Consider the following 23,411-nt stretch of genomic DNA (forward strand, 5'->3'; position numbering starts at 1 on the left):
TGTGGATTCTCCGGAGAGTCCACGACCCTCACCCCAACCCTCTCCCAAACAGGAGAGGGGAAAACCCATCTGCGATCGCCCTGCCTGGAAGGAGAGGGAGCGGGGAGCGACCCCTCGATCCGAAGTGATCCGAGCCAAATCCGTCTCAGGCGGCCCGGACGTTGCCGAGGAACTGCTCGATCTCCGCGTGCAGGGTCCGCGACTGGCCGGCCAGGGCGTCGGCGGCCGTGGCCACGGCCGCGGCGACGGTGCCGGCGCCCTCCGCCGCCCGGGCGACCTCGGCGATGTCGGCGGTGACCCGGTCGGTCCCGGCCGAGGCCTCGGACATGCGGCGCACGATCTCCCGCGTCGTGGCGCCCTGCTCGGCGATGGCGCCGGCGATGCCCGTCGTCACCCCGCTCATGGCGTGGATCTGCTGCGTGATGTCGGCGATGGCCCCGGCCGCCCCGCCCGTCGCCGCCTGGATCGCCGCGATCTGACGGCCGATCTCCTCGGTGGCCCGCGCCGTCTGCGAGGCCAGTTCCTTGACCTCGGCGGCGACGACGGCGAACCCCCGGCCGGCCTCGCCGGCCCGCGCCGCCTCGATGGTGGCGTTCAGCGCCAGGAGGTTGGTCTGGCCCGCGATGGTCGAGACCAGGCCGACCACGTCGCCGATCCGGGTCGCGGCCTGGGACAGGGCCGCCATGGTCTCCCCCGTGCGGGAGGCGGCGTCGACGGCCGTCGACGACATCCCGGACGCCTGCGCCGCCCGCCGGCCGATCTCCCCCACCGTCGCGCCGAGGTCGTCGGCCGCCGCCGCCACGGCGGTGACGTTGCCGGCCGTCAGCTGCGCGGCGCTCGCCGCGCTGGTGGAGCGCTGCGCCGTGCCCGCCACGGCCTGCCGCAGGGTGCCGGACGCGCCCTGCAGGCCGGTCACCGCCTCGGCCACGTGGGCGACGATCCCGCCGACGGAGCGCTCGAACCGGTCGGCGAGGTCGCGCAGGAGGGCGCGCCGGGCCTGTTCCTCCCGCAGGCGCGCGGCCTCGGTGGTCTCGAGCCGGCGCGCCGCCTCCGCCAGGGACATGTCGCGGATCGCCACCACGGCCCGGGCGATGGCGCCGATCTCGTCGCGGCGGGTCGCGGCGGCGAGGTCGACGTTCGTGTCCCCGCCGGCGAGGCGGGCGGCGTCGGCGGTCAGCCGCACCAGGGGCCGCGCCAGGGTTCCGGCGAGCCACCAGGCCGTGCCCGCCCCGGCGAGGACCATGCCGGCCCCGAGGCCGAGCATCGCCCACAGCTTCCGGGCCGTCGCCGCGCGGGTCGCCGCGATCCCGGCCCGGGCATCCTCGGCGGCGAGGGCCACGGCCTCGTCGAAGCGGCTCCGCAGGCGCCGGCCCTGCTGGGTCATGCGCTCCAGGGTCGGGACCTCCCGGGCCGCCCGGAGGCCGAGGAGGATCTCCGCGTCCCCGCGCCACCGCCCCGCCTCCGTCTCGGCGCTGCGGGACAGGGCCCGCATCCGCTCGGACAGGGCGGCGTCCGTCAGGCGCCCGAGCAGGGCCGTCAGACCGTCGCCCGCCGCGCGGAACTCGGCGGCGATGGGCGCCATGTCGAGGAGGTCGGTCATGGCGCTCACCCGCGCCACCAGATCCTCCATGCGGCGGAACCGGTCGCGGGCCGCCCGGCTCGCCTCGTTGGCCTCGGTGGTGCGCTCGGCGAGGCTGGCGAGGTCGCCCACGGCGCCGAGGCCGATGAGGCCGGTGGCGCCGGACAGGAGGCCCGCCAGGACCATGAAGCCGAGGAGCGGAAGCAGGATCGTGGAGCGGATCGACATGGTGGGGGCGCGGTCCCGTCTCGGAATCAGGTCGGGGGAGTCTTCAGTTCGGCAGGTTCGGCAGGGCGGTCTGGGTCTGCTCCGCCGTCAGGGAGCGCAGGAAGGCGATGAGGTCCGCGCGCTCCTCGGGGCGGAGGCTGAGGGGCCGCATCAGCGGCGATTTCGAGGGCCGCGCCAGGCCGCCGCCCTCGTAGAAGGCGACGATCTCCTCGAGGTTGGCGAACTGGCCGGCATGGCCGAAGGGGGCGCGGTAGGTCAGGTTGCGCAGGCCCGGCGTCTTGAAGGCGTGCTTCGCCAGGGGCGCATCGGGCTCGAAGGCGGCGCGGCCGGGGTCCTTCGTCGGGAGGCCGAGGTCGTGGAACCGGTTGTCGGTGAAGTTCCACCCCGTGTGGCAGGCCGCGCAGCCGCCCTTGCCGGTGAACACCGCAAAACCCCGCTGGGCCGCGGGCGAGATCGCCGCGGCGTCGCCCTCGACCCAGCGGTCGAACGGCGCCCAGCCCGACACCACCGTCCGCTCGTAGGTGGCGATGGCGGTCAGGATGGTGTCCTGGGTGACGCCATCCTTGGGAAACAGCCGGCCGAACCACGCCGCGTAGTCCGGCGTGCCCTTGAGGCGGGCGATGATCTCGGGGAACTTGCCGTCCATCTCGGCATCGGCCGTGATCGGCCCCATGGCCTGGGTCTCGAGGTCGGGGGCGCGCCCGTCCCAGAACAGGATCGGAATCCAGGCGGCGTTCAGCACCGTCGGGGCTTTTCGCGCGAGGGGCTTGTTCGTCGCCCCGATGGCGCCGGGCACCGGGACCTCGAAGCCGAAGGACGGGTTGTGGCAGCTGGCGCAGCTGAGGTTCTGCTTGCCGCTCAGTCGCGGATCGAAGAACAGCATCTTGCCCAGCGTCGCCACCTGCGGTGAGAACGGCGCGGTCTCGGGGAACGGAATCGCCGACGGCCGCCGATACTGGGCCTTGAGGGCGTCGAGGTCATGGGCGCCGGCGCGGACGAGGCCGAGGGAAAGGAAGCCGACCGCGAACAACACGGCTCTCTGCACCAACGACATGCCGGGTTCCTGCATAAGACCTCCGATCGACACATCGGAAGCGCGATTACTTCATACCTTCACCCATACGGAGCGATATTTTAAGGAAACGTGAAGCAAAGACTCGATGAATTCGAGTTTGTATTGATGGTTCATGGCAAGACTAGAAGTAATGCTCGTGAGAACTCGGATCGGCGGCGCTGGTTTTTGGTTTGGACCGGATGGGTGGCCGCCGATGCGGTGGTTTGTCGAGGGCAGCATTCGCCCGGCATGAGGTTTCGCCAATCCTGTCGTCTGTCTTCGAAGTCATCCGCGTCGCCGGGGATTGCACGAGCCGGCGCACCGAAATCGGTGCGTCCAGGGCGGCGGTCCGGTCCGCGAACGCGAAAAGGGCGGCCCCGAAGGAGCCGCCCCGTATCCGTCACCCGTTCGCTGCGCAGTCCCGGCTTCAGCGTGCCTTGAGCGTCAGCTTCTTGGCGATCTCGAACATCTCCTCGGGGGCGTAATCCGGGGTGAAGGCGGAGGGCACGCCCGTGAGCTGGTGGATCTTGCCGCCGTCGGGCATGCCCTCGACCACGGAGAGTTCGCCCGGGGGATCGCCCGGCAGGGCCATCTCGCCGTCGCCCCAGATGCCGGCCATCTCCTTGTAGTCGTTCGGGCTGAAGGTATAGAGCCGGCGGTGCGAGCCCTCCTGCAGGTACTTCTGACACTCGGGGATCTTGTCGAGGTTGATGTTCGGGGTCGGCAGGAATTTTTCCAGCTCGACGCCGGTGATCTTCTTGAGCGCCAGGGCGTAGGCGTGGGCGTGGACCGAGCCGCGCACGAGCAGGTAGCCGCAGACCTCGCGGCCCGTCGGGTCGGTGAGGGTCTCGTAGACCCGGAGCTTGTGCAGGCGGGCGCCGCATTCGAGGTGGAAGTTGTGCAGCAGGTCGACCACCACGTTGCCCGTGGTGGTGATGAAATCGTTGTTCCACGAGGCGCCGTTGGAATTGACGGGCGTCACGCCGCCGCCGTTCGACAGGAACGCCGCCGCGAGGCGGATGTCCTTCATGTCCTCGAACGGCGCGCCCGAGATGTCGCCGCCGTCGCCCTTATCGCCGTCGTTGTCGGGGCCGTTGTTGAGCATGGCGACGCCGTTGCTCACGAGCTCGACGTGGCCGAGCTCCTCAGCCGTGATGGCGGCCACCAGGCTATAGAACGGGCGCAGCTTCGACTTGCTGCGGAAGTTGAAGCTCTGGAACATGTAGTTGCCCAGGGTCGACATCTCGCCGTACTTGCCGCCCAGCAGTTCCTGCAGGGCCGCGGCCGCGTTGGGATCTTTCCGCTTCGGCGCGGGAAGCTCGGCTTGGAGTTTGTCGACGCGCATGAACATGGGTTGGTCTCCGGTCGGGCTGGAAGGCGTCTCGGGGGAACCGGGCCTGCCCGGTCCTGTTCCGCCCTTGCGCCATGATCACGCAGGACCGGCCACGCTTGGAACCTTCCCGCCGGGGCAGGCGAAGCGGCGGTCCCGCCCCCGGCCCGGGCCGGGGTGTCCCGCCCGCAACTGCCTCTGAATACATCATTAACCCGCGTTGAGCCGGGTCCGGGCGTCTGCTAGCAACGTCGGCAACACCCCGGCGGGAGATCGGGGTCGCCTTGGGAGGACGCAGCCGTGAACACCGTCACCACCTGGAATCAGGTCTATGACCCGTTCGGGAGCCCCTGGCTCTCGACCCTGGCCGCCTCGCTGCCGGTCATCGCCCTCCTCGGCATGATCGCCAGCGGCAAGGTCAAGGCCCACATCGCCGCCGTCCTCTCCCTGGTCCTGGCCTTCTGCGTCGCCGTCTTCCTGTTCGGCATGCCCGCCGACCTCGCCACCCGCGCCTCCGGCTACGGCATCGCGCTCGGCCTGTTCCCCATCGGCTGGATCATCCTCAACGTCATCTTCCTCTACCGCCTGACGGTGGAGAAGGGCTGGTTCGCCACCCTGCAGCAATCCGTGGCGGGCATCACCACCGACCGGCGCCTGCAGCTGCTCCTCGTCGCCTTCGCCTTCGGGGCGTTCTTCGAGGGCGCCGGCGGCTTCGGCACCCCCGTCGCCGTCACCGGCGCCATCCTCATCGGGCTGGGCTTCTCGCCGCTGGCCGCCTCGGGCCTGTCGCTCATCGCCAACACCGCCCCCGTGGCCTACGGGGCGCTCGGCGCCCCCATCGCCGGCCTCGCCTCGGTGACGGGCTACGACCCCTACATCCTCGGCGCGATGATCGGCCGCCAGCTGCCGTTCTTCTCCGTGCTGGTGCCGTTCTGGCTCATCTGCGTGTTCGCGGGCTTCCGCGGCATGCTGCAGATCTGGCCCGCCATCCTCGTCTGCGGCGGCTCGTTCGCGCTCGCCCAGTTCGGCATCTCGAACTACGTCAACCCGTGGATCGTCGACATCGGCGCGGCGCTGGTCTCCATGGGCGCCCTGGTGCTGTTCCTGCGCTTCTGGCGCCCGGCCGTGATCTGGACCTCGCCGGCGCTCCGCGGCAACGATCCGTCCATCGGCTACGTCACCGTCGTGGACGGCCCCAAGGCCGCCGCCGCCACCCGCACCGCCACCTCCTCCGAGATCCTGCTGGCCTGGGTGCCGTGGATCATCCTCTCGGTGATCGTGGCGATCTGGGGCACCAAGTTCTTCAAGGACATCGTCGACCCGATCTTCATCTGGAACTATCCGGTGCCGGGCCTGCACAACGTCATCATGAAGGTGCCGCCGGTGGTGGCGACCGCCCATCCGGAAGCCGCGATCTTCAAGTTCGCCTACATGTCCTACACCGGCACCGGCGTGCTGTTCGCCGCCATCCTCTCGGGCCTGCTCATGCGGTTCTCGCCGTGGCGCCTCGTGACCGCCTACATCGAGACCATCTGGGTCCTGCGCTACTCGCTCATCACCATCTCGGCGATGCTGGCGCTCGGCGTGCTCACCCGCTACGCCGGCGTCGACGCCACGCTCGGTCTCGCCTTCGCGGGAACCGGCATCCTCTACCCGTTCTTTGGCACCCTGCTCGGCTGGCTCGGCGTCGCCCTGACCGGTTCGGACACGGCCTCGAACGTCCTGTTCGGCGGCCTGCAGAAGATCACGTCGGAGCAGCTCGGCCTGTCGGGCATCCTCATGGCCTCGGCGAACTCGTCGGGCGGCGTCATGGGCAAGATGATCGACGCCCAGTCCATCGTCGTCGCCTCCACCGCCACGGGGTATTTCGGCCAGGAGAGCAAGATCCTGCGCTTCGTGTTCTGGCACTCCATCGTGCTCGCCTGCCTCGTCGGCGTGCTGGTGATGCTCCAGGCCTACGTCTACCCGTTCACCGCCATGGTGATTCACCCGTAGGGGCCAACGCCCGACGCGCGCGAAACAGCCCGCTCCGGTTCGCCGGGGCGGGTTTTTTCATGCGCGGATCTTTTCCTGCGCGGGTCCTTTCGTGGCGGTGTCCGGTCGGGCCCCCGGACAGTGTGGCCGGATCGTCCGGGGCCGTCGCTGTCGCGGGGGCGGGCGGGCCTCTATCGCCGGGGTTCCACGCGAAAGGGACCCCGATGCCACGGACGACGCGAGGATGGGGCAGCGGGCTCCTCGGCATCCTCATCTTCAGCGCCTCCCTGCCGGCGACGCGAGTCGCCGTCGGGGGTTTTTCGCCCCTGTTCCTCACCGCGGCGCGGGCGGTGATCGCCGCGCTCCTCGGCGCGGGGCTGCTCCTGGCCCTGCGCCAGAAGCCGCCGGGGCGGGGCGACTGCGCCGCCCTGGCCCTGGTGGCCGTCGGGGTCGTGATCGGCTTTCCCCTGTTCACGGCCCTGGCGCTCCGGCACGTCACCGCCGCCCATGCGGTGGTGTTCGTCGGCCTGCTGCCGCTCGCCACCGCCGGGTTCGGCGTCCTGCGCGGCGGCGAGCGGCCGCGCCCGGCCTTCTGGCTGTTCTCCGTCGCCGGCGCGGCCACGGTGGCGGGCTTCGCCCTCGCCCAGGGCGGCGCCTTCGAAGGCAGCGATGCGCCCGTGGGCGACCTCCTGATGCTCGCCGCCATCCTGCTCTGCGGCCTCGGCTACGCCGAGGGGGCGACCCTGTCGCGGCGCCTCGGCGGCTGGCAGGTGATCTCCTGGGCCCTCGTCCTGGCCCTGCCCGCGATGGCGGCCCTGGCGCTGGCGACCCTGCCGGAAACCTGGCGCGGCATCGGCTGGCCGGCCTGGGCCGGCCTCGCCTACGTCTCGGTGTTCAGCATGCTCGTCGGCTTCGTGTTCTGGTATCGCGGGCTGGCGCTGGGCGGGATCGCGGGCGTCGGCCAGCTGCAGCTGCTCCAGCCGTTCTTCGGCCTGGCGCTGGCCGGCCTCGTCCTGCACGAGCCCGTGGCCTGGACCATGCCGGTCGCCGCCGGCCTCGTCGTCCTGTGCGTGGCGGGTGCAAAACGGTTCGCGTAAGCGCGGCGCGATGGGGTAGGGTGGCGGCGCCATGTTCAACCTCGCCGCCCGCTACTCCCTCGCCAAGCTCCCCGCCGTGGAGACCGCCCGCCTGCGCGTCGCGCCCCTGGTGCCGGGGGATGCCGAGGCCGTGCGGGCGCTCACCGACGATCCGGCCATCACCGGCGCCATCGACTTCCTGCCCGACCCCTTCACCCTCCAGGCCGCGCGCCAGCTCATCGGCCCGGCCAAGGTGAAGACCGACTGCTTCCTCGGTGCCAAGATCCGGGACGCGGCCCGGGACAACCCGCACTCCGGCGACCTCGTCGCCATCGTCGGCCTGCACCTGCGCGGCGACCACGCCGTCGAGCTCGGCTACTGGGTCGGCGGGTCGGCCCGGGGCCGGGGCTACGGCGCCGAGGCCGTGACCGCCGCCATCGGCCTCCTGCGCCAGCGCTTCCCCCACCGCTTCGTCGTCGCCGAATGCCGCCCGGAGAACGCCGCCTCGCGCGGCCTGCTCCTCAAGGTCGGGTTTCGCGACACCGGCGACGAGGGCCACCGGCCGGGGCGGCGGATCTTTGCGTATGAGGGTGGTTGATTCTCCCTGCGTCCTCCGATTGAAATCTCCTTGAGATCCCAATCCTGGAGGGTCGCGCGTCGTGGGTGAGGGCGAGAACCGGAAATTCATCGCCAGGCGCTTCAACGAGCATGCCAAGTTGCTCGCAACGCTCTTCAACTCCCTCTCGATCGCGACGTTCGGGGCCGCCTTCGTCGTCCCGCTCGCACAGGGACAAGCCGGCTTCCTGAAGGACGGCCATTGGATTTTGCTTCTGGTCGGGCTGGCCCTACATATGGCGGGCCATACGGCCCTTCGTTTCATGCGGAGCGAGGATTGAATCCGATGACGCTCACCCTGCAGATCGCGGCCGTCGCCGCCGTGCTGATCGTCGGAGGCCTCTCGGCCCTGGCCCTCGCCGCGCGGAACTTCGACCGGCGCTTTCCCCACACGGAGCGGCCGTCCAGCCGCGAGTGAGGGGTCCCCGCTACTCCGCCGCCATCCGCGCCGCGTCCGCCCCGATCCACGCCGCCAGATCCGCCCGGCCGCGATCGGTCAGGGCCTTCTTCTTGGCGACCGCCTTCTCCGGGCCGCGCAGGCGCTGGCCGGCCTCGCCCTTCGGCGCGTGCTCCAGGGGCGGGAACAGGCCGAAATTCACGTTCATGGGCTGGAACGAGCGCGGGGCGCCGGCATCCTCGGCGGCGATGTGGCCGCCGGTGATGTGGCCGATGAGGGCGCCGAGGGCCGTGGTGGCGGGGAGCGGCGCCAGGGTCTGCCCCCGCGCCTCGGCCACGGCGAAGCGCCCGGCCATGAGGCCGATGGCGGCGCTCTCGACGTAGCCCTCGCAGCCGGTGATCTGGCCGGCGAAGCGCAGGGAGGGCCGCGCCTTGAGGCGCAGGGTCGCGTCGAGGAGGCGGGGGCTGTCGAGGTAGGTGTTGCGGTGGAGCCCGCCGAGGCGCGCGAACTCGGCGTTCTCGAGGCCGGGGATGGAGCGGAACACCCGGACCTGCTCGGAATAGGTCAGCTTCGTCTGGAACCCGACCATGTTGTAGAGGGTGCCGAGCGCATTGTCCTGGCGCAGCTGGACGATGGCGCAGGCCTTCACCGTCGGGTTGTGCGGGTTGGTCAGCCCCACGGGCTTCATCGGGCCGTGGCGCAGGGTCTCGGGGCCGCGCTCGGCCATGACCTCGATGGGCAGGCAGCCGTCGAAGTACGGCGTCGACGCCTCCCACTCCTTGAACCCGATCTTTTCGCCGTCGACCAAAGCTTGGATGAACGCGTCGTACTGGTCGCGGTCCAGGGGGCAGTTGATGTAGTCGGCGCCGGTGCCGCCGGGGCCGACCTTGTCGTAGCGCGACTGGAACCACGCCTTGTCCATGTCGATGGAGTCGCGGTGGACGATGGGCGCGATGGCGTCGAAGAACGCCAGGGACTCGGCCCCCGTCAGGTCGCGGATGGCCTGCGCCAGGGACGGGGCGGTGAGCGGCCCGGTGGCGACGATGGTCCGGCCCCATTCCTCCGGCGGCAGACCTTCGACCTCTTCGCGCACGACGGTGACCAGGGGATGCGCTTCCAGGGCGGCGGTGACGGCGGCGGCAAAGCCGTTGCGGTCGACGGCGAGCGCCCCGCCGGCCGGCACCTGATGGGCATCGGCGCAGGTCAGGATCAGGGAGCCGAGGGTGCGCATCTCCTGGTGCAGCAGCCCCACGGCGTTGCCGTTGGCGTCGTCGGAGCGGAACGAGTTCGAGCAGACGAGCTCGGCCAGATCCTGGCCGTGATGGGCCTCGGTGCCGCGCACCGGTCGCATCTCGTGGAGCACCACCGGATGGCCGGCCTCGGCGATCTGCCAGGCGGCCTCCGAGCCCGCGAGGCCACCGCCGACGATGTGGATTGCTGTGTCCGTCATCGCCTCGGGATAGACCCGCGCGCCGCCCGGATCAATGCAGGGGCGGCGAGACCAGGAAGCGCTCGCGGTTGGCCGAGGTCACCGCGAGCTTGATGGTCTGGCCGTCGCGGCGGATGGTGAGGGGCACCCGCACCCCGGCCTCGCCGAGGGCCCAGACCTGCCGGAAGAAGCCGGCGAGATCGGCCACGGGCTCGCCCGCCACGGCCGCGACCACGTCGCCGGGGCGCAGATCCGCCGCCTCCGCCGGACCGTCGTCGGCGAGCCCCATGACCACGACGGCATCGTCGCCGTCGCTGGCGTAGAGGCCGAGCCACGGCCGCGGCGCCCGGTCGGCCCGGCCCCGGGTCACGAGGTCGTCGAGGATCGGGGTCAGGAGGTCGATGGGCACGATCATGTTGATGGTCTTCGGGCCCTCCGACGTGCCCTGCTGCAGCTGGAGCGAGCCGATCCCCAGCAACTCGCCGGCCGCCCCGATGAGGGCGGCGCCGCCCCAATGCGGGTGGGCGGGCGCGGTGAACAGGGCCTCGTCGAGGACGTATTCCCAGTAGCCGGCGAATTCCTGCCGGGCGACGATCTCCACGGCGACGCTGCGCTGGCGCCCGCCGACGCCGGCGACGATGGCCCGGTCGCCGATCTTCACCCCGCCCGAGCGCCCAAGGGGCATGGACGGCAGGCCGAGGGTGCCCAGCGCCTGGACCAGGCCGAAGCCCGTCACCGCATCGTAGCCGACGACGTGGCCCGGCACCGAGCGGCCGTCATGGGTGGTGAGCCACACGGTGTCGGCCTCGGTGACGAGGTAGCCGATGGTCACGACGAGGCCGTCGTCGCCGATGACGACGCCGTTGCCGGCCCGCTCCGTGCCCAGGGTCTCGGCCGTGAAGGCCTCGTCGGGCACCCGGGTCGAGAGGGCGACGATGGCGGTGAGCGCCTGCGCGAGGTCGAAGGCGTAGTCGGCGGCCCTGGGCTGCACGGATGTCGGGATCTTCCAGTCTCCGGGCGTGGCCATGGGGATCTTTCCTGCCGTCGTCGTTCCGCGAGACCGGGAGATAGGTCGCCGGCCACCGTTTCGACAGGCGGGGGCGGCGTCTTCCTCGCGGGGACACCGCCCGAGGCTGCCCTCAGCCCAGCAGTTTGTCGAGGGTGATGGGGAAGTCGCGCACGCGGGTTCCCGTGGCGTGCCACACGGCGTTGGCGATGGCGCCCGCCGTACCGGTGATGCCGATCTCGCCCACCCCCTTGATGCCGAGCGGGTTCACGTGCGGGTCGTGCTCCTCCACCAGGATCGCCTCCAGGGACGGCACGTCGGCGTTCACCGGGACGTGGTACTCGGCCAGATTCGGGTTCATCACCCGGCCCGACCGGGTGTCGAGGACCGCGTGCTCGTGCAGCGCCAGGGACACGCCCCAGATCATGCCGCCGTAATACTGGCTCCGCACGAGGCGCGGGTTGACGATGCGCCCGGCGGCGAAGGCGCCCACCAGCCGCGTCACCCGGATCTGCCCGAGGTCGGGATCGACCTTCACCTCGGCATAGACCGCCCCGTGCGCGTGCATGGCGTAGGTTTTTCGCGAGGCCGGTTCGCCCGCGCCCGTGCCCTTGGCCTCGACGGAGTCCTTTCCGGCCCGCGCCAGAATCTCCGAAAAGCTCTCGGAGCGAGTCGGGTCGTCGCGCCGCGCCAGGCGGCCGTTCTCCGCCACCGTGCCGGCATTGCCGGCGCCGTAGAGGGGCGAGGCGCGGTCGTTCACCGCGAGGTCTTCGAGTTGGGCCAAAGCCGCCTGCGTCGCCGCGTGCACGGCGCTGCCCGACGTGGCCGTGCCGGTGGAGCCGCCGGCGAGCCCGCCGTTGGGCAGGTCCGAATCGCCGATGCGCAGTTCGACCCGGTCGCCGTCGAGGCCGAGGCCGTCGGCGGCGATCTGGGCGAGCACGGTCCAGGCGCCCTGGCCCATGTCCTGGGCGGCGGTCTCGACCAGGGCCGTGCCGTCGGCCCGGATGGTGGCGCGGGCCTCGCCCTGCATCATCCCGGCCGGATAGGTGGCGGTGCCCATGCCCCAGCCGACGAGGAGGCCGTCCTCGTCCCGCATCTGGCGCGGCTGCTTCGGCCGCTTGCCCCAGCCGAAGCGCTCGGCCCCCTGCGCGTAGCATTCGCGCAGGGCTTTTGAGGAGAACGGCCGGTGGGTGATGGGCTCGACCTCGGCGTAGTTCTTCAGGCGCAGGTCCAACGGGTCCATGTCGAGGGCGAGGGCGAGTTCGTCCAGGGCCGATTCCACCGCGACGCTGCCCGGGGCCTCGCCGGGGGCGCGCATGAAGATCGGGGTGCCGATATCGGCCCGCGAGACCGCGTGGGTCGTGGAAATCGCCTCCGACGCGTAGAGGTGGCGGGCGATGAGGCCGCAGGCCTCGACGAAGTCGTCGTGCCGGCTCGTCAGGGTTAGGGTGTGGTGATCGAGGGCCGTGAGGGTGCCGTCGGCTTTCGCGCCGAGCTTGAGGGTCTGGCGGGTCGACGCCCGGTGGCCGACGGGGCCGAACATCTGCTCGCGCCGGGTCACCAGCTTCACCGGCCGCCCGACGAGCCTGGCCGCCATGATCCCCAGGATCTGGGGGGAGGAAATGAACCCCTTCGAGCCGAAGCCGCCGCCGAGGTAGTGGCTGACGATGTGGACGTTGCCTTCGGGAATCCCGAACAGGCCGGCGAGCCGCCCCTTGGCGATCCACAGGGCCTGGGTCGGGGTGTGGAGGGTGAGGCGGTCGCCGTCCCACTGCGCCACGCTGGTGTGGGGTTCCAGGGCGTTGTGGTACTGCGCCGCCGTCTCGTAGGTGGCCTCCATCCGGGTTGCGGCCGACGCGAACCCGGCTTCGATGTCGCCCGCGCCCTGCTCCGTCGGGGTGCCGGCGCCGACGCTGTCGGGCACGAAAATCTCGCCCCCGCCGAGTTCCACGCCCGGTGCCTCGGCCTCGTAGCGGGGGCTGAGCAGGGCCGCGCCCTCGGTCGCTGCCTCGAGGGTGTCCGCGATCACCACCCCGATGGGCTGGTTGGCGTAGCGGACGCCGGAATTCTGCAGGAGGTCGAGGCGGAAGGCGAAGGGGTTGTCCTTCTCGTCGGGGGATTTGGCGAGTGTCGGCGCGTTCTCGGGCGTCATCACGGCGACGACGCCCGGATGGGCCTCGGCCGCCGCCACGTCGAGGTGGACGACCCTGCCGCGGGCGATGGCGCTCACCGCCATGACGGCGTGGAGCATCCCCGCGGGGTGGAAGTCGGCGCTGTAGCGGGCCGCGCCCGTGACCTTGGCGGGGCCGTCGCGCCGAGTCAGGGGCTGGCCGATGGAGGCGCCGTGGCGCATGCGCTCGCTCATGGTCGGGCTCCGGAAGGGGCGGCGGCGAAGGGGCTGGCGGGCAAGGCGGGAACGCGGGCCGGGGTGCCGGCCTGCGCGAGGGTCAGCGCCCGCACGACGATGCGGCGGGCGAGCTCGATCTTGGCGGCGTTGTCGCCGGACGGCGTCGCCCCCGCGAGGGCCGCGTCGGCGGCCTTCGCGAACAGTTCGGGGCTCGGCACCTGATCGGCGAGAAGGCTTTCGGCCTCCCGCGCCCGCCAGGGCTTCAGGGCGACGCTGCCGAGGGCGATGCGAGCCTGTCCGATGCGATTCCCTTCGAGGGTCAGGCCCACCGCCGCCGAGACCAGCGCGAAGGCGTAGGAGGTGCGCTCGCGGACCTTGAGGTAGCGCGAATGGGCCGCGAACTTTTTCGCGTCGGGCGGGAGCCGGACGGCGACGATGAGCTCGCCCGGCGCCAGCTCGGTCTCGCGCTCCGGGGCGTCGCCGGGCAGGCGGTGGAAGTCGGCGAGCGGGATTTCGCGGCGCCCGGCCGGGCCCTCGATCTCCACGATCGCGTCGAGGGCGGCCAGGGGCACGCAGAAGTCGGACGGGTGGGTGGCGATGCAGGCTTCGCTCCAGCCCAAGATCGCATGGGTGCGGGTCGCGCCGCCGCGGGCCCCGCAGCCGGCGCCGGGCTGGCGTTTGTTGCAGGCGCTCGCCGTGTCGTAGAAGTACTGGCAGCGGGTGCGCTGCAGGACGTTGCCGGCGGTGGTGGCGGCGTTGCGCAGCTGCGCCGAGGCGCCCGACAGCAGGGCCTCGGCCACGGCCGGATAGGCTTTGGCGAAGGCCGGATCGTGGGCGAGGGTCGCGTTGCGCGCGAGGGCGCCGATGCGGACGCCCCCGTCCGGCAGGGTCTCGACGGCATCGAGGCCGGAGATGCGAGAGATGTCGACGAGGCGTTCGGGCCGGGTGACGCCGCCCTTCATCAGGTCGAGGAGGTTGGTGCCCGATGCCAGGTACGCCGCCCCGGCCCCGTGGGCCGCCACGGCCTCGGCGACGCTGCCGGCACGGACATAGTCGAACCGGTTCATGCCGCGTCCTCGATCAGGTGGCCGCCGGGCAGGACATCGGGGGCGTGCATGGCCGCGTGCGCCGCCAGCACCGCCTCGGTGATGCCCGCATAGGCGCCGCAGCGGCACAGGTTGCCGCTCATGCCCTCGCGCACCCGCTCGGGATCGTCGCCGGCCTGCCCCTCCCGGATCAGCCCCACGGCGCTCATGATCTGGCCCGGCGTGCAGAAGCCGCACTGGAAGCCGTCGTGATCGACGAAGGCGGCCTGGACCGGGTGCAGCACGTCGCCGTCGGCCAGCCCCTCGATGGTGGTGATGGACGCCCCGTCATGGCTCACGGCCAGCGCCAGGCAGGCGTTGATCCGCACCCCGTCGAGGAGGACCGTGCAGGCGCCGCACTGGCCCCGGTCGCAGCCCTTCTTCGAGCCGGTGAGGTCGAGACGCTCGCGCAAGGCGTCGAGGAGGGTGACCCGCGCATCCTCGAGGACGAGGCTGCGGGATTCGCCGTTCACGGTCAGCGTGATGGGAAAGCCGGTTTCGGGAAAGCTCATGCGGGGGCGGCTCCGGCAGCTTGTCTGGAACCTGTCCAGATAGGGCCGCAGGCGGAGCCGGCTAGAAGGGGGTCGCTCGCGGTCCGATGGTTCGTCTCGAGCTGACTGCGATGCCGAAGAATGTTCGGATTTGGTGGGGGGCCCCTCTCTTGGAAGGAGAGGGACAGGGTGAGGTGTGCGAACTCTCCGAAAAGGTCCCACACCTCACCCCAACCCTCTCCTTCCAGGAGAGGGAGCGCGTGGCGCCTCACGCCGAATGGCGATGGCGCCCTGCAGAATGGCTGCTGTGGGGAGCGCCGAACCGCCTACTTCACCGCCCCCTTGCGCTTCAGGATCGCCTCCATCTGGGCGATCTCGGCATCCTGCGCCTTGACGATGGTCTCGGCGAGCGCCCGCACCTCCGGGTCCTTGGAATATTGCAGGGCGACCTTGGCCATGGCGATGGCGCCCTGGTGGTGCGGGATCATGCCGGCGGCGAAGTCGCGGTCGACGTCGCCCGAATAGGCGATCTCCATGTCGCCGTGCATGCGCAGGGCGGCCTCGCGGAAGGCGCGGGTGGAGGGGGCCTCGGCGCCCGCCTTGGCCTTGGGGGCAGGGTGGTCGTGGCCGGTGTGGTCGTGGCCCGGATGATCGTGGTCGTGGTCGGGGGCGGCGACCGCGCCCAGGGCGAAGAGGGCGAAGCCGGCGGCGAGGGCGGTCTTACGGATCATGGAAAAAACTCCGGGGTCAGAACAGGGCGGGGCGCGCGGCCCCGGTGGGCGAGGGGGCCGGCTCCGGCGCGGCGGCGAGGCGGGCGAAGGCCGGGCCGCCGAAGCGCAGAAGCAGGATCGGGGTCAGCACGGCGTCCAGCAGCGTCGCGCTGAACAACCCGCCGAAGATGGTCACGGCGACGGGGTGGAGGATCTCCTTGCCGGGCGCGGTGCCGTCGACGAGGAGGGGCACCAGGGCGATGCCGGCGGCGAGCGCCGTCATCAGCACGGGCACGAGGCGCTCCTGGCTCGCCCGCAGCACCAGGGCCGGGCCGAACGGAATCCCCTCGGTCAGCCCGAGGTTGAGGGCGTGGCTGATCTTGAGGATGCCGTTGCGGGCGACGATGCCGGTGAGGGTCACGAAGCCGATCATCGAGGCCACCGACAGGGGCAGCCCTGCGACGGTCAGCGCCACGACGCTGCCGATGAGGGCCAGGGGCACGTTGCCCATGACGATGAGGGCGAGCACGCCCGAGCGGTAGCGGCTCGCCAGGAGGGCGAAGACCAGGGCCAGGGACACGAGGCTGAGTAGGCCGATGGTCCGCGTCGCCTCCCCTTGCGCCTGGTACGCGCCCTCGAGATTCGCGCTCACGCCCTCGGGCAGCTTCGCCTGCGCCAGGGCCTTGGCGATGGCGGCGGCCACGGCCGAGCCGTCCGCGCCCGCCTCGGTGTTGGCCTGGATGACGAGGCGTCTGCGCCCATTCTCGCGAAGAATCTGGTTGGGGCCGTCGCGCTCGGTGATGTCGGCCAGGGCATGGGCCGGGACCCAGCCCGTGGGGGTCTCGATGAGCAGTTCGCGCAGAGCGGTGACCGAGCGGCCGGATTCGGGCAACCGCAGGGTCACGTCGAAGCGGCGCAGGCCGTCCACCAGGGTCGAGACCACGCGGCCGTTGGCGAGGCGGCTGACGGCATCGACCACGGCGTTGGGGGCGATGCCGTAGAGGGCGGCCCGGCCGCCGTCGACGCGCACGTCGAGCTGCGGAATCCGCACCTGCTTCTCGATGGCGAGGTCGGTCAGCCCCGGAATTTTCTCGAACTCCGCCTTGAGGGCCTCGGCGGTGCGGCGCAGGACGTCGAGGTCCTCGCCGAACAGCTTCAGGGCGATCTCGGCGCGCACCCCCGACAGCATGTGGTCGAGGCGGTGCGAGATCGGCTGGCCGACATTGACCGAGACCGGCAGGACCCCGAGCCGCGCCCGGATGTCGGCGACGATGGTTTCGCGGGGGCGGCCGCCGGGCCTGAGACCGATTTCGAGGTCGGAGGAGTGGACGCCCTCGGCGTGCTCGTCGAGCTCGGCCCGGCCCGTGCGGCGCCCGACCCGGTCCACCTCCGGGATGTCGGCGACGAGGCCTTCGGCGATGGCGCCGATGCGGCTCGACTCGGTGAGCGAGATCCCCGGCGTGAAGGCGAGGTTGACGGTGAACGAGCCCTCGTTGAACGGCGGCAGGAACGCGCGCGGCAGGCCGGCGGCGGCGTAGACCGCCAGACCGACGCCCAGGACGGCGGCGGCCATCACCAGCGTCCGATGCCCGAACGCGAAGCCGACGAGGCGGGCGTTGCCGGCCTTGAGCCCGCGGATCAGCCGGCCTTCGGGCGCCTCCAGGCCCTTGAGGCCGGGTAGCAGCCAGGAGGCGAGGGCGGGTGTCAGGGTGAGAGAGACGAAAAGGCTCGACAGGATGGCGATGATGTAGGCTTGGCCGAGCGGCGCGAACAGGCGGCCCTCGATGCCGGTGAGGGCGAACAGCGGCACGAAGACGAGGCAGATGATGGCCGTGGCGTAGACGATGCCGGAGCGGACCTCGTTCGAGGCCGCTACGATCACGGCGAAGGCCGAGCGCGGGGACCCTTCGTGCCGGTTCTCGCGCAGGCGCCGCAGGATGTTCTCCACGTCGACGACGGCGTCGTCCACGAGTTCGCCGATGGCGATGGCGAGGCCGCCGAGCGTCATGGTGTTGATGGAGAGGCCCAGGGCCGAGAAGATCGCCGCCGTCGCCAGGATCGAGACCGGAATCGCGGTGAGCGAGATCAGGGTGGTGCGGGCGTTCATGAGGAACGCGAACAGCACCACGGCCACCACGGCCACGGCCTCCAGCAGCACCGTCACGACGTTGCCGAGGGACGTCTCGATGAAGTCCGCCTGCCGGAACAGGATCTTTTGGGCTTCGATGCCCTGCGGCAGGGCCGGGGCGATCTCGGCGAGCGCCGCCTCCACGGTCCGCGTCAGCCGCACGGTGTCGATGCCGGGCTGCTTCTCCACGGAGACGATGACGGCGGGGCGGCCCATGTAGCCGCCGTCGCCGCGCCGGGGGCGGGGCGCGAAGGCGACGTCGGCCACCTGCCGCAGGTAGACCGGGCCGCCTTGGGTCGGCACCACGAGGTTGCTCAGATCCTCCAGGCGGGTGGTGCGGCCGACCGCCCGGATCAGCACCTCGCGGGTCCCCGCATCGGTGAAGCCGCCGCCGGCATTGGAGCCGAAGCCTTCGAGGGCGCGAGCGAGGGCGTCGTTGGTGACGCCGAGCGCCCGCATGGCGGCGGGGTTCGGGGCGACGCGGAACTGGCGGACCTCGCCGCCGATGGGGATGACCTGGGCCACGCCGGGGATCGACAGCAGGCGCGGCCGGATGGTGAAGTCGGCGGTCTCGCGCAGCTGCATGGCGGTGGCCGTCTCGCCCGTCACGGCGACGAGGAGGATGCCGCCCATGATCGAGGAGACCGGCCCCATCTGCGGCATGACGTTCGGGGGCAGTTCCGAGCGGGCGAGGGCCAGGCGCTCGGCGACGAACTGCCGGGCACGGAACAGGTCGGCCGACCATTCGAACTCGACGGTGACGATGGATAGCCCGATGCCCGAGACCGAGCGCACGCGGGTGACGCCCGGCAGGCCGTTCATCCGGGTCTCGATGGGGTAGGTGACGCGCTGCTCCACCTCCAGGGGGGCGAGCCCTTCCGCCTCGGTCATCACCGTGACGGTGGGCCGGTTGAGATCGGGCAGCACGTCCACGGGCAGGCGGGTCAGGGCCAGCACGCCCGTGAGCACCAGGGCAGCGGCGAGGGCCAGCACGAGGAGGCGGTTGCGCAGGGACTGCGCGACGATGGTCTCGAACATTTTTGGTGCCTCTTGGGGCATGGGTTCGATGGGGGGCGGGTTTCGGTGCGGTGCGTTTCGTGGGAGGCGCGCCCCTCCTCCCCCTTGCGGGGAGGAGTTGGAGGTGGGGGTGGTTGGGCGACCCTGGGCGCTCGCAGGAGAACCTCCCGAGCCGCCTTCCGCCCGCGGAGGCTGGCGGAGCCACCCCCACCCCTGACCCCTCCCCGCAAGGGGGAGGGGGACCGCGCTCGAGTCCCATCGCGATCCGGCTAGCGGATCTGGTCCAGCAGCTCGGCGCCCTGGACGACGATGCGGCGGCCGGGCGCGAGGCCGTCGGCCACCAGCACCCGGTCGGCGTCGAGGGCGTCGGCCCGCACGGCGTGGGCGACGAAGCGCTCGGCGCTGACGTGCTCGTAGACGAGGTGGCCGCCCTCCGTGCGCACGAGGCCGCCGCGGGGGAGGGGCAGGCCCTGGCGCTCGCCGCCCGTGGGGGCGAGCACGGTGACGAACTGGCCGAGCCGGAGCGCACTGGCGTCGCCCGTGATGGCGAACTGCACCGGCACCGCCTGGTTGCGGTCGGCGAGCCCCGCGCCGCGATAGGCGAGGGCGAGGCTCGTGCCGTCGCCGAGCCGCGCCGTGGCGGCGCTGCCCTCGGCCAGGGCCGAAAAGCTCAGGGCCTCGACCCAGAGCTTCGCCGGATCGACGATGCGGTAGACCACCGTGCCGGGGGCCGCCATGGCGCCGGCCACGGCGGCGGTCTCGGCCACGACGCCGTCCACGGGGGCGACCAGGGCCTCGGGCTCGCGCCGGATGGCGTCGAGGGCGGCGCGGCGGTCCTTGAGGCCGTCGAGCTCCGAGCGGGCGTCGTCGAGCTGGGTCTGGGCCACGGCGCCCGTGGTCGACAGGCGCTCGAACCGGGTGACCCGGCGGACCAGGATGGCGATCTGCTGGTCGAGCTCGCCCTGGCGCTGGCGCATGTCGGACACGTCCACGGCCTGGACCGGCGGCGTCACCGTGGCGAGCACGTCGCCGCGCCGCACCCGGGTGCCGAGGCGGGGAAAGCCCCCGGCGGGCGGGGCGAGGCGGCCGCCGACGGAGGATTGCACCACGCCGCTGGCGTTGGGGTCGGCGATGATCCGGCCGGGCAGTTCCGTGGTGCGGGCGACGCGGCCCGTGGCGGTGAGATCCGTGCGCAGGGCCAGCAGGCGCTGCAGGGTTTTGGGCACGAACACCGAGCCGTCGGGCAGGCGCCGGGCCCGCTCCAGGGCGCCGGGCGTCAGGGCCGCCGGGAGGGGGACGTTGGCGGCCTTGCCGGCGGACTTGTCCTCGTCGTGGCCCTCGTGGGCGAAAGCCGTGCCGCCGAGGATCAGGGTCGTGGCGAGGGCGAGGAGGGCCAGGACCGGGGCGGTCCGGCGTGCGCGAAGGGTCGCGACGGCGGCCAGCCCGAGGAGGAAGCCGGCGGCGGCCGTCGCCATGGGGTTCTGGCGGGCGAGGCGTTCGGCCAGCGTCGGGGCCGCGTCCCCGGTGCTCGCCGTGGCGGCGGGCACCTCCGGCAGGTCGAAGTCGAGGGTGAGGATGTCGGTTCGGCCGCCCTCGCTGACTCCGACCATGAGGTCGCTGTGGGTCTGGCCCGCCGGCCAGGGCAGGGGCAGGCGGTAGGTGCCGGGCGCCGTCTCGACGGCCTTCCGCCGGGGCTGGCCCGCCAGGGACACGGCGATGCCGGCGCCCGGCACGGGCGCGTTGGTGACGAAGCGGTCGAGGGTGAGGACGAGGTCTTCGCCCGCGACCACGGCCACGAGTTCGAACCGCTCGGAGACGGCCTCGGCGCGGGGCGCCGCCGCCACGGGGGCCGGGGGGGCTTCGGCGCCGTGGTCGTGGCCCTCATGCGCCGCGGCGAGGCCGGGGGCGAGCAGCACACAGGCGAGGGCGAGGGCGCGCAGGGCGGCCGCGGAAACGAGGGGCATGAAGAAGTCTTTCGCCGACGGAGCAGGGAACGGCGTTCCGGCGCCGGCCCCGGGGGCAACGGCGCGCGGGACGCGCGACAGCGTCAGGCGAAGGATCTGGGGGGCTCGGGGAGCGCTTCCGGGACGACGTCCGTCCGGGCGGGGAGGGCGCGGGCATGGGCCCGCGCTTCGGGGCCGCGCGCGGGCAGGGCCGGATGGGTCTCGGGCGCGAGGGCGGTGCCGGTGCAGCAGGCGGTGCCCGGCCGGCAGCAGGCCCCGTCGCAGGGATGGGCGAGGCCCGACTCCGCGCTCGCCCGGTCCACACCAGCGCTGACGACGGATGTCGCCGCGAGGAACGTCGCCGCGACGGAAGCGGGGAGGGGGGTGACGGCCGCAGTCCGGTCCGGGCCCGCGGGGGCGTGTCCCGCATGCATCCGGCCCGCATGCGCCTCGGCGCCCGACGGCACGGCGAAGACGGCGATCAGAACGATCACCGCCACCAGCCAGAGTGCCATGTTGCGCGCGTGAGCCATGCTGGCGATCCACATAGCATGGGCGCCGTCCCCGCGACAGATGGGTTTTTCTCGCCTAATCCAGGGGGTGGGTCTGAGAGCACATCAAATGTTGCGTACCATCCGGGTCATCGGCATCGGGACCGGCAATCCCGAGCACGTCACCGTCCAGGCGGTGCGCGCCCTCAACACCGTCGACGTGGTGTTCGTCCTCGACAAGGGCCGGGAGAAGGCCGACCTCGTGGCCGTGCGGCGCGAGATCTGCGCCCGCTACATCACCGAGCGGCCCTACCGCTTCGTCGAGGCCCAGGACCCCGAGCGCGACCGCGACCCCGCCGATTACGGGGCGACGGTGGAGGCCTGGCACGCCGCCCGCGCCGTCCTCTACGAGGCGATGATCGAGGGCGAGCTGCGGCCCGACGAGTGCGGCGCCTTCCTGGTCTGGGGCGACCCGTCCCTCTACGACAGCACCCTGCGGATCATCGAGCGCATCGTGGCGCGCGGGCGCGTGCCCTTCGCCTACGACGTGATCCCGGGGATCAGCAGCGTCCAGGCCCTCGCCGCCGGCCACCGCATGGCCCTCAACCGCATCGGCGCGCCGGTCCACATCACCACGGGCCGGCTCGTCGCCGACGGGCTGCCGCCCGGCGCCGACACCACGGTGGTGATGCTCGACGGGGCCCCGCGCTTCGACCACCTCGACCCCGATCTCACCATCCACTGGGGCGCCTACCTCGGCACCGCCGACGAGATCCTCCTGTCCGGCCGCCTCGGCGACGTCGCCGGCCTCATCCTCCGGACCCGGACGGAGGCCCGCGCCCGCCACGGCTGGATCATGGACACCTACCTGCTGCGCACGCCCGGGACAGAGTGATCCGCCCAACCCCCTGCCCTCCAACCCCTTATACCTGCGACATATTCGGCCCGTCCCCGGAACGAAACCGCCCCTCCGCCGCCCCGCCGCGGGAGATCGATCCGCGCGCACCGACATCGGCAGGCGCAACCGTCTCTTCGGGCCGTGGCAGCGCCCGGCGCCGCCGATTCGGCCGCCGGCGGGGGATTTGCCGGAGCCCCGCCAGGAGCGATCATCGACCGGGCGCGTCGCGGCGATGCGCCCGGAGGGCCAGCGACATGACGGCCAGCAACATGGCGGTGCGGGCGGGAACGGCGGGATGGGGCGGGACGCGCCTCGGACGGATGCTCGGCGCGGGCGCCGCCTGCCTCGCCCTCGGCGCCGCCCTCGCCTGCCTCGACCGCCCGGCCGTGGGCGCGGCCACCGCCGCCCTGTCCCTGCGCCTCGCCGAGGAGCTCGACACCGCCGCCATGGCGCCCGCCCGCGTCGGCCTCGGCCCCCACGGCCGCGACATCCGCCTCGCCGGCGAACTGGGGGAGGGGACGGCGGAGCGCCTGCGCGCGCTCCTCGACGCCAACCCCCATGTCGAGCGCCTCCACCTCACCAGCGAGGGCGGCCTCGTCGAGGAGGGGCAGGCCATCGGCCGCCTCGTCGCCGCGCGCCATCTCGCCACCTACGTGCCCGATTACTGCGTCTCGGCCTGCACCCTCGCCTTCGTGCGCGGGCACCGGCGCTTCCTCGTGGAGGGCGGCCGCCTCGGCTTCCACGCCCCCTACGAGGCCGGCCCGTTCGGGCAGGTGGTGCAGGCCGACGGCGTGCCCGAGCGGGCGGCCTACCTCGCCGCCGGCCTCGACCCCGCCTTCGTCACCGAGGCCCTGGCCACCGCCTCCGCCGACCTGTGGGTGCCCGACGCCGACCGGCTGCTCTCCGCCGGCGCCGTCACCGAAATGGTCGGGACCGACCGGTTTCCCGATTCCACCCTCGACGACGATCCGAGCCCGGCCGGCGCCCGGGCGGCAATCCTGCGCGCCCTGCCGGTCCTGGGTTCGGCGCCGGGCGCCGTCGCGGACCTCGCCGCCTGGTACGCCGAGGCCTACCGCGCCGGCCGCTCGGAGGCCGAATCCGTCGCGGGCCTGCGCCGCCGCGCCGCCGGCGCCATCGCCCGCGGGCTGGCGCGGGCCGACGCGCCCACGCTCCTGTCCGCCGGGCGCCTCCTCCTGCGGGCCATGCTGGCGGCCCGCGACGGCGACCGCGCCCTGTGCGCCCGGATCGGGGCGGGGGCCGACCTCGTCGAGGCCGGGGAGGTGCTCGGCGACGGGGCCGAGGTGCCGGCCCTCGTGGCGCGGGCGGGGATCGTTTCGGGGATCGAACCCCTGCCCGACGATGCGGTCATCGGGCCGCGCGCCTGTGCCACGGAGATCCACGCCTACGCCCGCGCCCTGGCAAAACCCCCGGCCGAGGCGGCCCCGGCCCTGCGCGCCCTGGTGCAACGGGCCGGGCCCCCCGTGCGCGAGGCCTCCGCCCTGCCGTGAGCGCGTGGGCAAGATTTCTGGCACTGGGGGCCGGGCGGAACGACCGGGATAGGCGGCTTTGCGACGGCCGCCACCGAGCGGCAGAGGCATGGACGCGGACAGCAC

General features: G+C 72.5%; 19 protein-coding genes. 7 read left to right on the forward strand and 12 right to left on the reverse strand.

Annotated elements, in window-relative coordinates; translation table 11 throughout:
- Positions 1–145: 145 nt before the first annotated feature.
- From ASF28_RS18685 to ASF28_RS18695, 3 genes are all read right to left on the reverse strand, one after another.
- The gene (locus ASF28_RS18685; RefSeq protein ID WP_056096209.1) at positions 146–1,807 is read right to left on the reverse strand and encodes a methyl-accepting chemotaxis protein; all 1,662 of its coding nucleotides are present in this window, start codon (positions 1,805–1,807) and stop codon (positions 146–148) included.
- Positions 1,808–1,850: 43 nt separating this feature from the next.
- A complete protein-coding gene (locus tag ASF28_RS18690; protein WP_056096456.1) occupies positions 1,851–2,861 on the reverse strand; it encodes a cytochrome-c peroxidase in 1,011 nt (336 codons plus the stop codon).
- A gap of 427 nt (positions 2,862–3,288) precedes the next feature.
- Positions 3,289–4,212: a manganese catalase family protein gene (locus ASF28_RS18695; RefSeq protein ID WP_056096212.1), complete on the reverse strand. Its 924-nt coding sequence runs from the start codon at positions 4,210–4,212 to the stop codon at positions 3,289–3,291.
- A gap of 279 nt (positions 4,213–4,491) precedes the next feature.
- On the opposite strand from ASF28_RS18695, the gene ASF28_RS18700 reads away from it, so the two are divergent.
- From ASF28_RS18700 to ASF28_RS23625, 5 genes are all read left to right on the forward strand, one after another.
- Positions 4,492–6,186 (forward strand): L-lactate permease, encoded by a 1,695-nt coding sequence (locus ASF28_RS18700; RefSeq protein WP_056096215.1) that lies wholly within the window; start codon positions 4,492–4,494, stop codon positions 6,184–6,186.
- A gap of 203 nt (positions 6,187–6,389) precedes the next feature.
- Entirely contained in the window at positions 6,390–7,262 is an 873-nt protein-coding gene (locus tag ASF28_RS18705; protein ID WP_056096218.1) for a DMT family transporter, read from the forward strand.
- Between the two features lie 31 nt (positions 7,263–7,293).
- Positions 7,294–7,839 (forward strand): GNAT family N-acetyltransferase, encoded by a 546-nt coding sequence (locus ASF28_RS18710; protein WP_056096221.1) that lies wholly within the window; start codon positions 7,294–7,296, stop codon positions 7,837–7,839.
- Between the two features lie 61 nt (positions 7,840–7,900).
- A complete protein-coding gene (locus tag ASF28_RS18715) occupies positions 7,901–8,137 on the forward strand; it encodes a hypothetical protein (RefSeq protein WP_056096223.1) in 237 nt (78 codons plus the stop codon).
- Between the two features lie 5 nt (positions 8,138–8,142).
- Positions 8,143–8,274, forward strand: a complete 132-nt coding sequence (locus ASF28_RS23625) for a hypothetical protein (protein ID WP_274533136.1) — start codon at positions 8,143–8,145, stop codon at positions 8,272–8,274.
- 10 nt (positions 8,275–8,284) lie between these two features.
- Here ASF28_RS23625 and trmFO read toward each other — a convergent pair whose 3' ends face one another.
- The 9 genes from trmFO to ASF28_RS18760 form a co-directional block, all read right to left on the reverse strand.
- Positions 8,285–9,703 carry a methylenetetrahydrofolate--tRNA-(uracil(54)-C(5))-methyltransferase (FADH(2)-oxidizing) TrmFO gene (gene trmFO, locus ASF28_RS18720; RefSeq protein ID WP_056096229.1) on the reverse strand — a complete coding sequence of 473 codons (1,419 nt, stop codon included), beginning with the start codon at positions 9,701–9,703 and terminating at the stop codon, positions 8,285–8,287.
- A 31-nt stretch (positions 9,704–9,734) separates the two neighbouring features.
- A complete protein-coding gene (locus ASF28_RS18725; protein ID WP_056096233.1) occupies positions 9,735–10,709 on the reverse strand; it encodes a S1C family serine protease in 975 nt (324 codons plus the stop codon).
- A 112-nt stretch (positions 10,710–10,821) separates the two neighbouring features.
- Complete coding sequence (locus tag ASF28_RS18730; protein WP_056096237.1) at positions 10,822–13,053, reverse strand: xanthine dehydrogenase family protein molybdopterin-binding subunit; 2,232 nt, start codon at positions 13,051–13,053, stop codon at positions 10,822–10,824.
- Positions 13,050–14,102, reverse strand: coding sequence for an FAD binding domain-containing protein (locus tag ASF28_RS18735; protein ID WP_056096239.1), 1,053 nt, complete (start codon positions 14,100–14,102; stop codon positions 13,050–13,052). The genes ASF28_RS18730 and ASF28_RS18735 overlap by 4 nt, the downstream gene beginning before the upstream one ends.
- Positions 14,099–14,632 carry a (2Fe-2S)-binding protein gene (locus tag ASF28_RS18740; protein ID WP_056096242.1) on the reverse strand — a complete coding sequence of 178 codons (534 nt, stop codon included), beginning with the start codon at positions 14,630–14,632 and terminating at the stop codon, positions 14,099–14,101. The genes ASF28_RS18735 and ASF28_RS18740 overlap by 4 nt, the downstream gene beginning before the upstream one ends.
- A 305-nt stretch (positions 14,633–14,937) precedes the next feature.
- Positions 14,938–15,342 carry a CopM family metallochaperone gene (copM, locus tag ASF28_RS18745; RefSeq protein WP_056096246.1) on the reverse strand — a complete coding sequence of 135 codons (405 nt, stop codon included), beginning with the start codon at positions 15,340–15,342 and terminating at the stop codon, positions 14,938–14,940.
- 16 nt (positions 15,343–15,358) lie between these two features.
- Positions 15,359–18,487 carry an efflux RND transporter permease subunit gene (locus ASF28_RS18750; RefSeq protein WP_056096249.1) on the reverse strand — a complete coding sequence of 1,043 codons (3,129 nt, stop codon included), beginning with the start codon at positions 18,485–18,487 and terminating at the stop codon, positions 15,359–15,361.
- A gap of 248 nt (positions 18,488–18,735) precedes the next feature.
- A complete protein-coding gene (locus ASF28_RS18755; RefSeq protein ID WP_056096251.1) occupies positions 18,736–20,430 on the reverse strand; it encodes an efflux RND transporter periplasmic adaptor subunit in 1,695 nt (564 codons plus the stop codon).
- Positions 20,431–20,513: 83 nt separating this feature from the next.
- Positions 20,514–20,942 carry a hypothetical protein gene (locus ASF28_RS18760; protein ID WP_157085648.1) on the reverse strand — a complete coding sequence of 143 codons (429 nt, stop codon included), beginning with the start codon at positions 20,940–20,942 and terminating at the stop codon, positions 20,514–20,516.
- 91 nt (positions 20,943–21,033) lie between these two features.
- Between ASF28_RS18760 and cobF the strand changes: the two genes are divergently transcribed.
- Together cobF and ASF28_RS18770 are read left to right on the forward strand one after the other, a co-directional pair.
- On the forward strand, positions 21,034–21,795 hold the full coding sequence (cobF, locus tag ASF28_RS18765) for a precorrin-6A synthase (deacetylating) (protein WP_056096459.1): 762 nt from the start codon (positions 21,034–21,036) through the stop codon (positions 21,793–21,795).
- A gap of 257 nt (positions 21,796–22,052) precedes the next feature.
- Positions 22,053–23,306 carry a hypothetical protein gene (locus tag ASF28_RS18770; RefSeq protein WP_056096257.1) on the forward strand — a complete coding sequence of 418 codons (1,254 nt, stop codon included), beginning with the start codon at positions 22,053–22,055 and terminating at the stop codon, positions 23,304–23,306.
- The last annotated feature ends 105 nt before the right edge of the window (positions 23,307–23,411 follow it).

It is taken from the genome of Methylobacterium sp. Leaf99 (assembly GCF_001422375.1).
In the GTDB taxonomy this organism is placed as follows: Bacteria; Pseudomonadota; Alphaproteobacteria; order Rhizobiales; family Beijerinckiaceae; genus Methylobacterium.

Bases quoted from the DNA above. Each gene is read 5' to 3' on its own strand.
- ASF28_RS18770 (WP_056096257.1), top strand. From the start codon at position 22,053: ATGACGGCCAGCAACATGGCGGTGCGGGCGGGAACGGCGGGATGGGGC.
- ASF28_RS18740 (WP_056096242.1), bottom strand. From the start codon at position 14,632: ATGAGCTTTCCCGAAACCGGCTTTCCCATCACGCTGACCGTGAACGGC.
- ASF28_RS18755 (WP_056096251.1), bottom strand. From the start codon at position 20,430: ATGCCCCTCGTTTCCGCGGCCGCCCTGCGCGCCCTCGCCCTCGCCTGT.
- ASF28_RS18710 (WP_056096221.1), top strand. From the start codon at position 7,294: ATGTTCAACCTCGCCGCCCGCTACTCCCTCGCCAAGCTCCCCGCCGTG.
- ASF28_RS23625 (WP_274533136.1), top strand. From the start codon at position 8,143: ATGACGCTCACCCTGCAGATCGCGGCCGTCGCCGCCGTGCTGATCGTC.
- ASF28_RS18725 (WP_056096233.1), bottom strand. From the start codon at position 10,709: ATGGCCACGCCCGGAGACTGGAAGATCCCGACATCCGTGCAGCCCAGG.
- ASF28_RS18685 (WP_056096209.1), bottom strand. From the start codon at position 1,807: ATGTCGATCCGCTCCACGATCCTGCTTCCGCTCCTCGGCTTCATGGTC.
- ASF28_RS18735 (WP_056096239.1), bottom strand. From the start codon at position 14,102: ATGAACCGGTTCGACTATGTCCGTGCCGGCAGCGTCGCCGAGGCCGTG.
- copM (WP_056096246.1), bottom strand. From the start codon at position 15,342: ATGATCCGTAAGACCGCCCTCGCCGCCGGCTTCGCCCTCTTCGCCCTG.
- ASF28_RS18750 (WP_056096249.1), bottom strand. From the start codon at position 18,487: ATGTTCGAGACCATCGTCGCGCAGTCCCTGCGCAACCGCCTCCTCGTG.
- ASF28_RS18705 (WP_056096218.1), top strand. From the start codon at position 6,390: ATGCCACGGACGACGCGAGGATGGGGCAGCGGGCTCCTCGGCATCCTC.
- trmFO (WP_056096229.1), bottom strand. From the start codon at position 9,703: ATGACGGACACAGCAATCCACATCGTCGGCGGTGGCCTCGCGGGCTCG.
- ASF28_RS18695 (WP_056096212.1), bottom strand. From the start codon at position 4,212: ATGTTCATGCGCGTCGACAAACTCCAAGCCGAGCTTCCCGCGCCGAAG.
- ASF28_RS18760 (WP_157085648.1), bottom strand. From the start codon at position 20,942: ATGGCTCACGCGCGCAACATGGCACTCTGGCTGGTGGCGGTGATCGTT.
- ASF28_RS18730 (WP_056096237.1), bottom strand. From the start codon at position 13,053: ATGAGCGAGCGCATGCGCCACGGCGCCTCCATCGGCCAGCCCCTGACT.
- ASF28_RS18690 (WP_056096456.1), bottom strand. From the start codon at position 2,861: ATGTCGTTGGTGCAGAGAGCCGTGTTGTTCGCGGTCGGCTTCCTTTCC.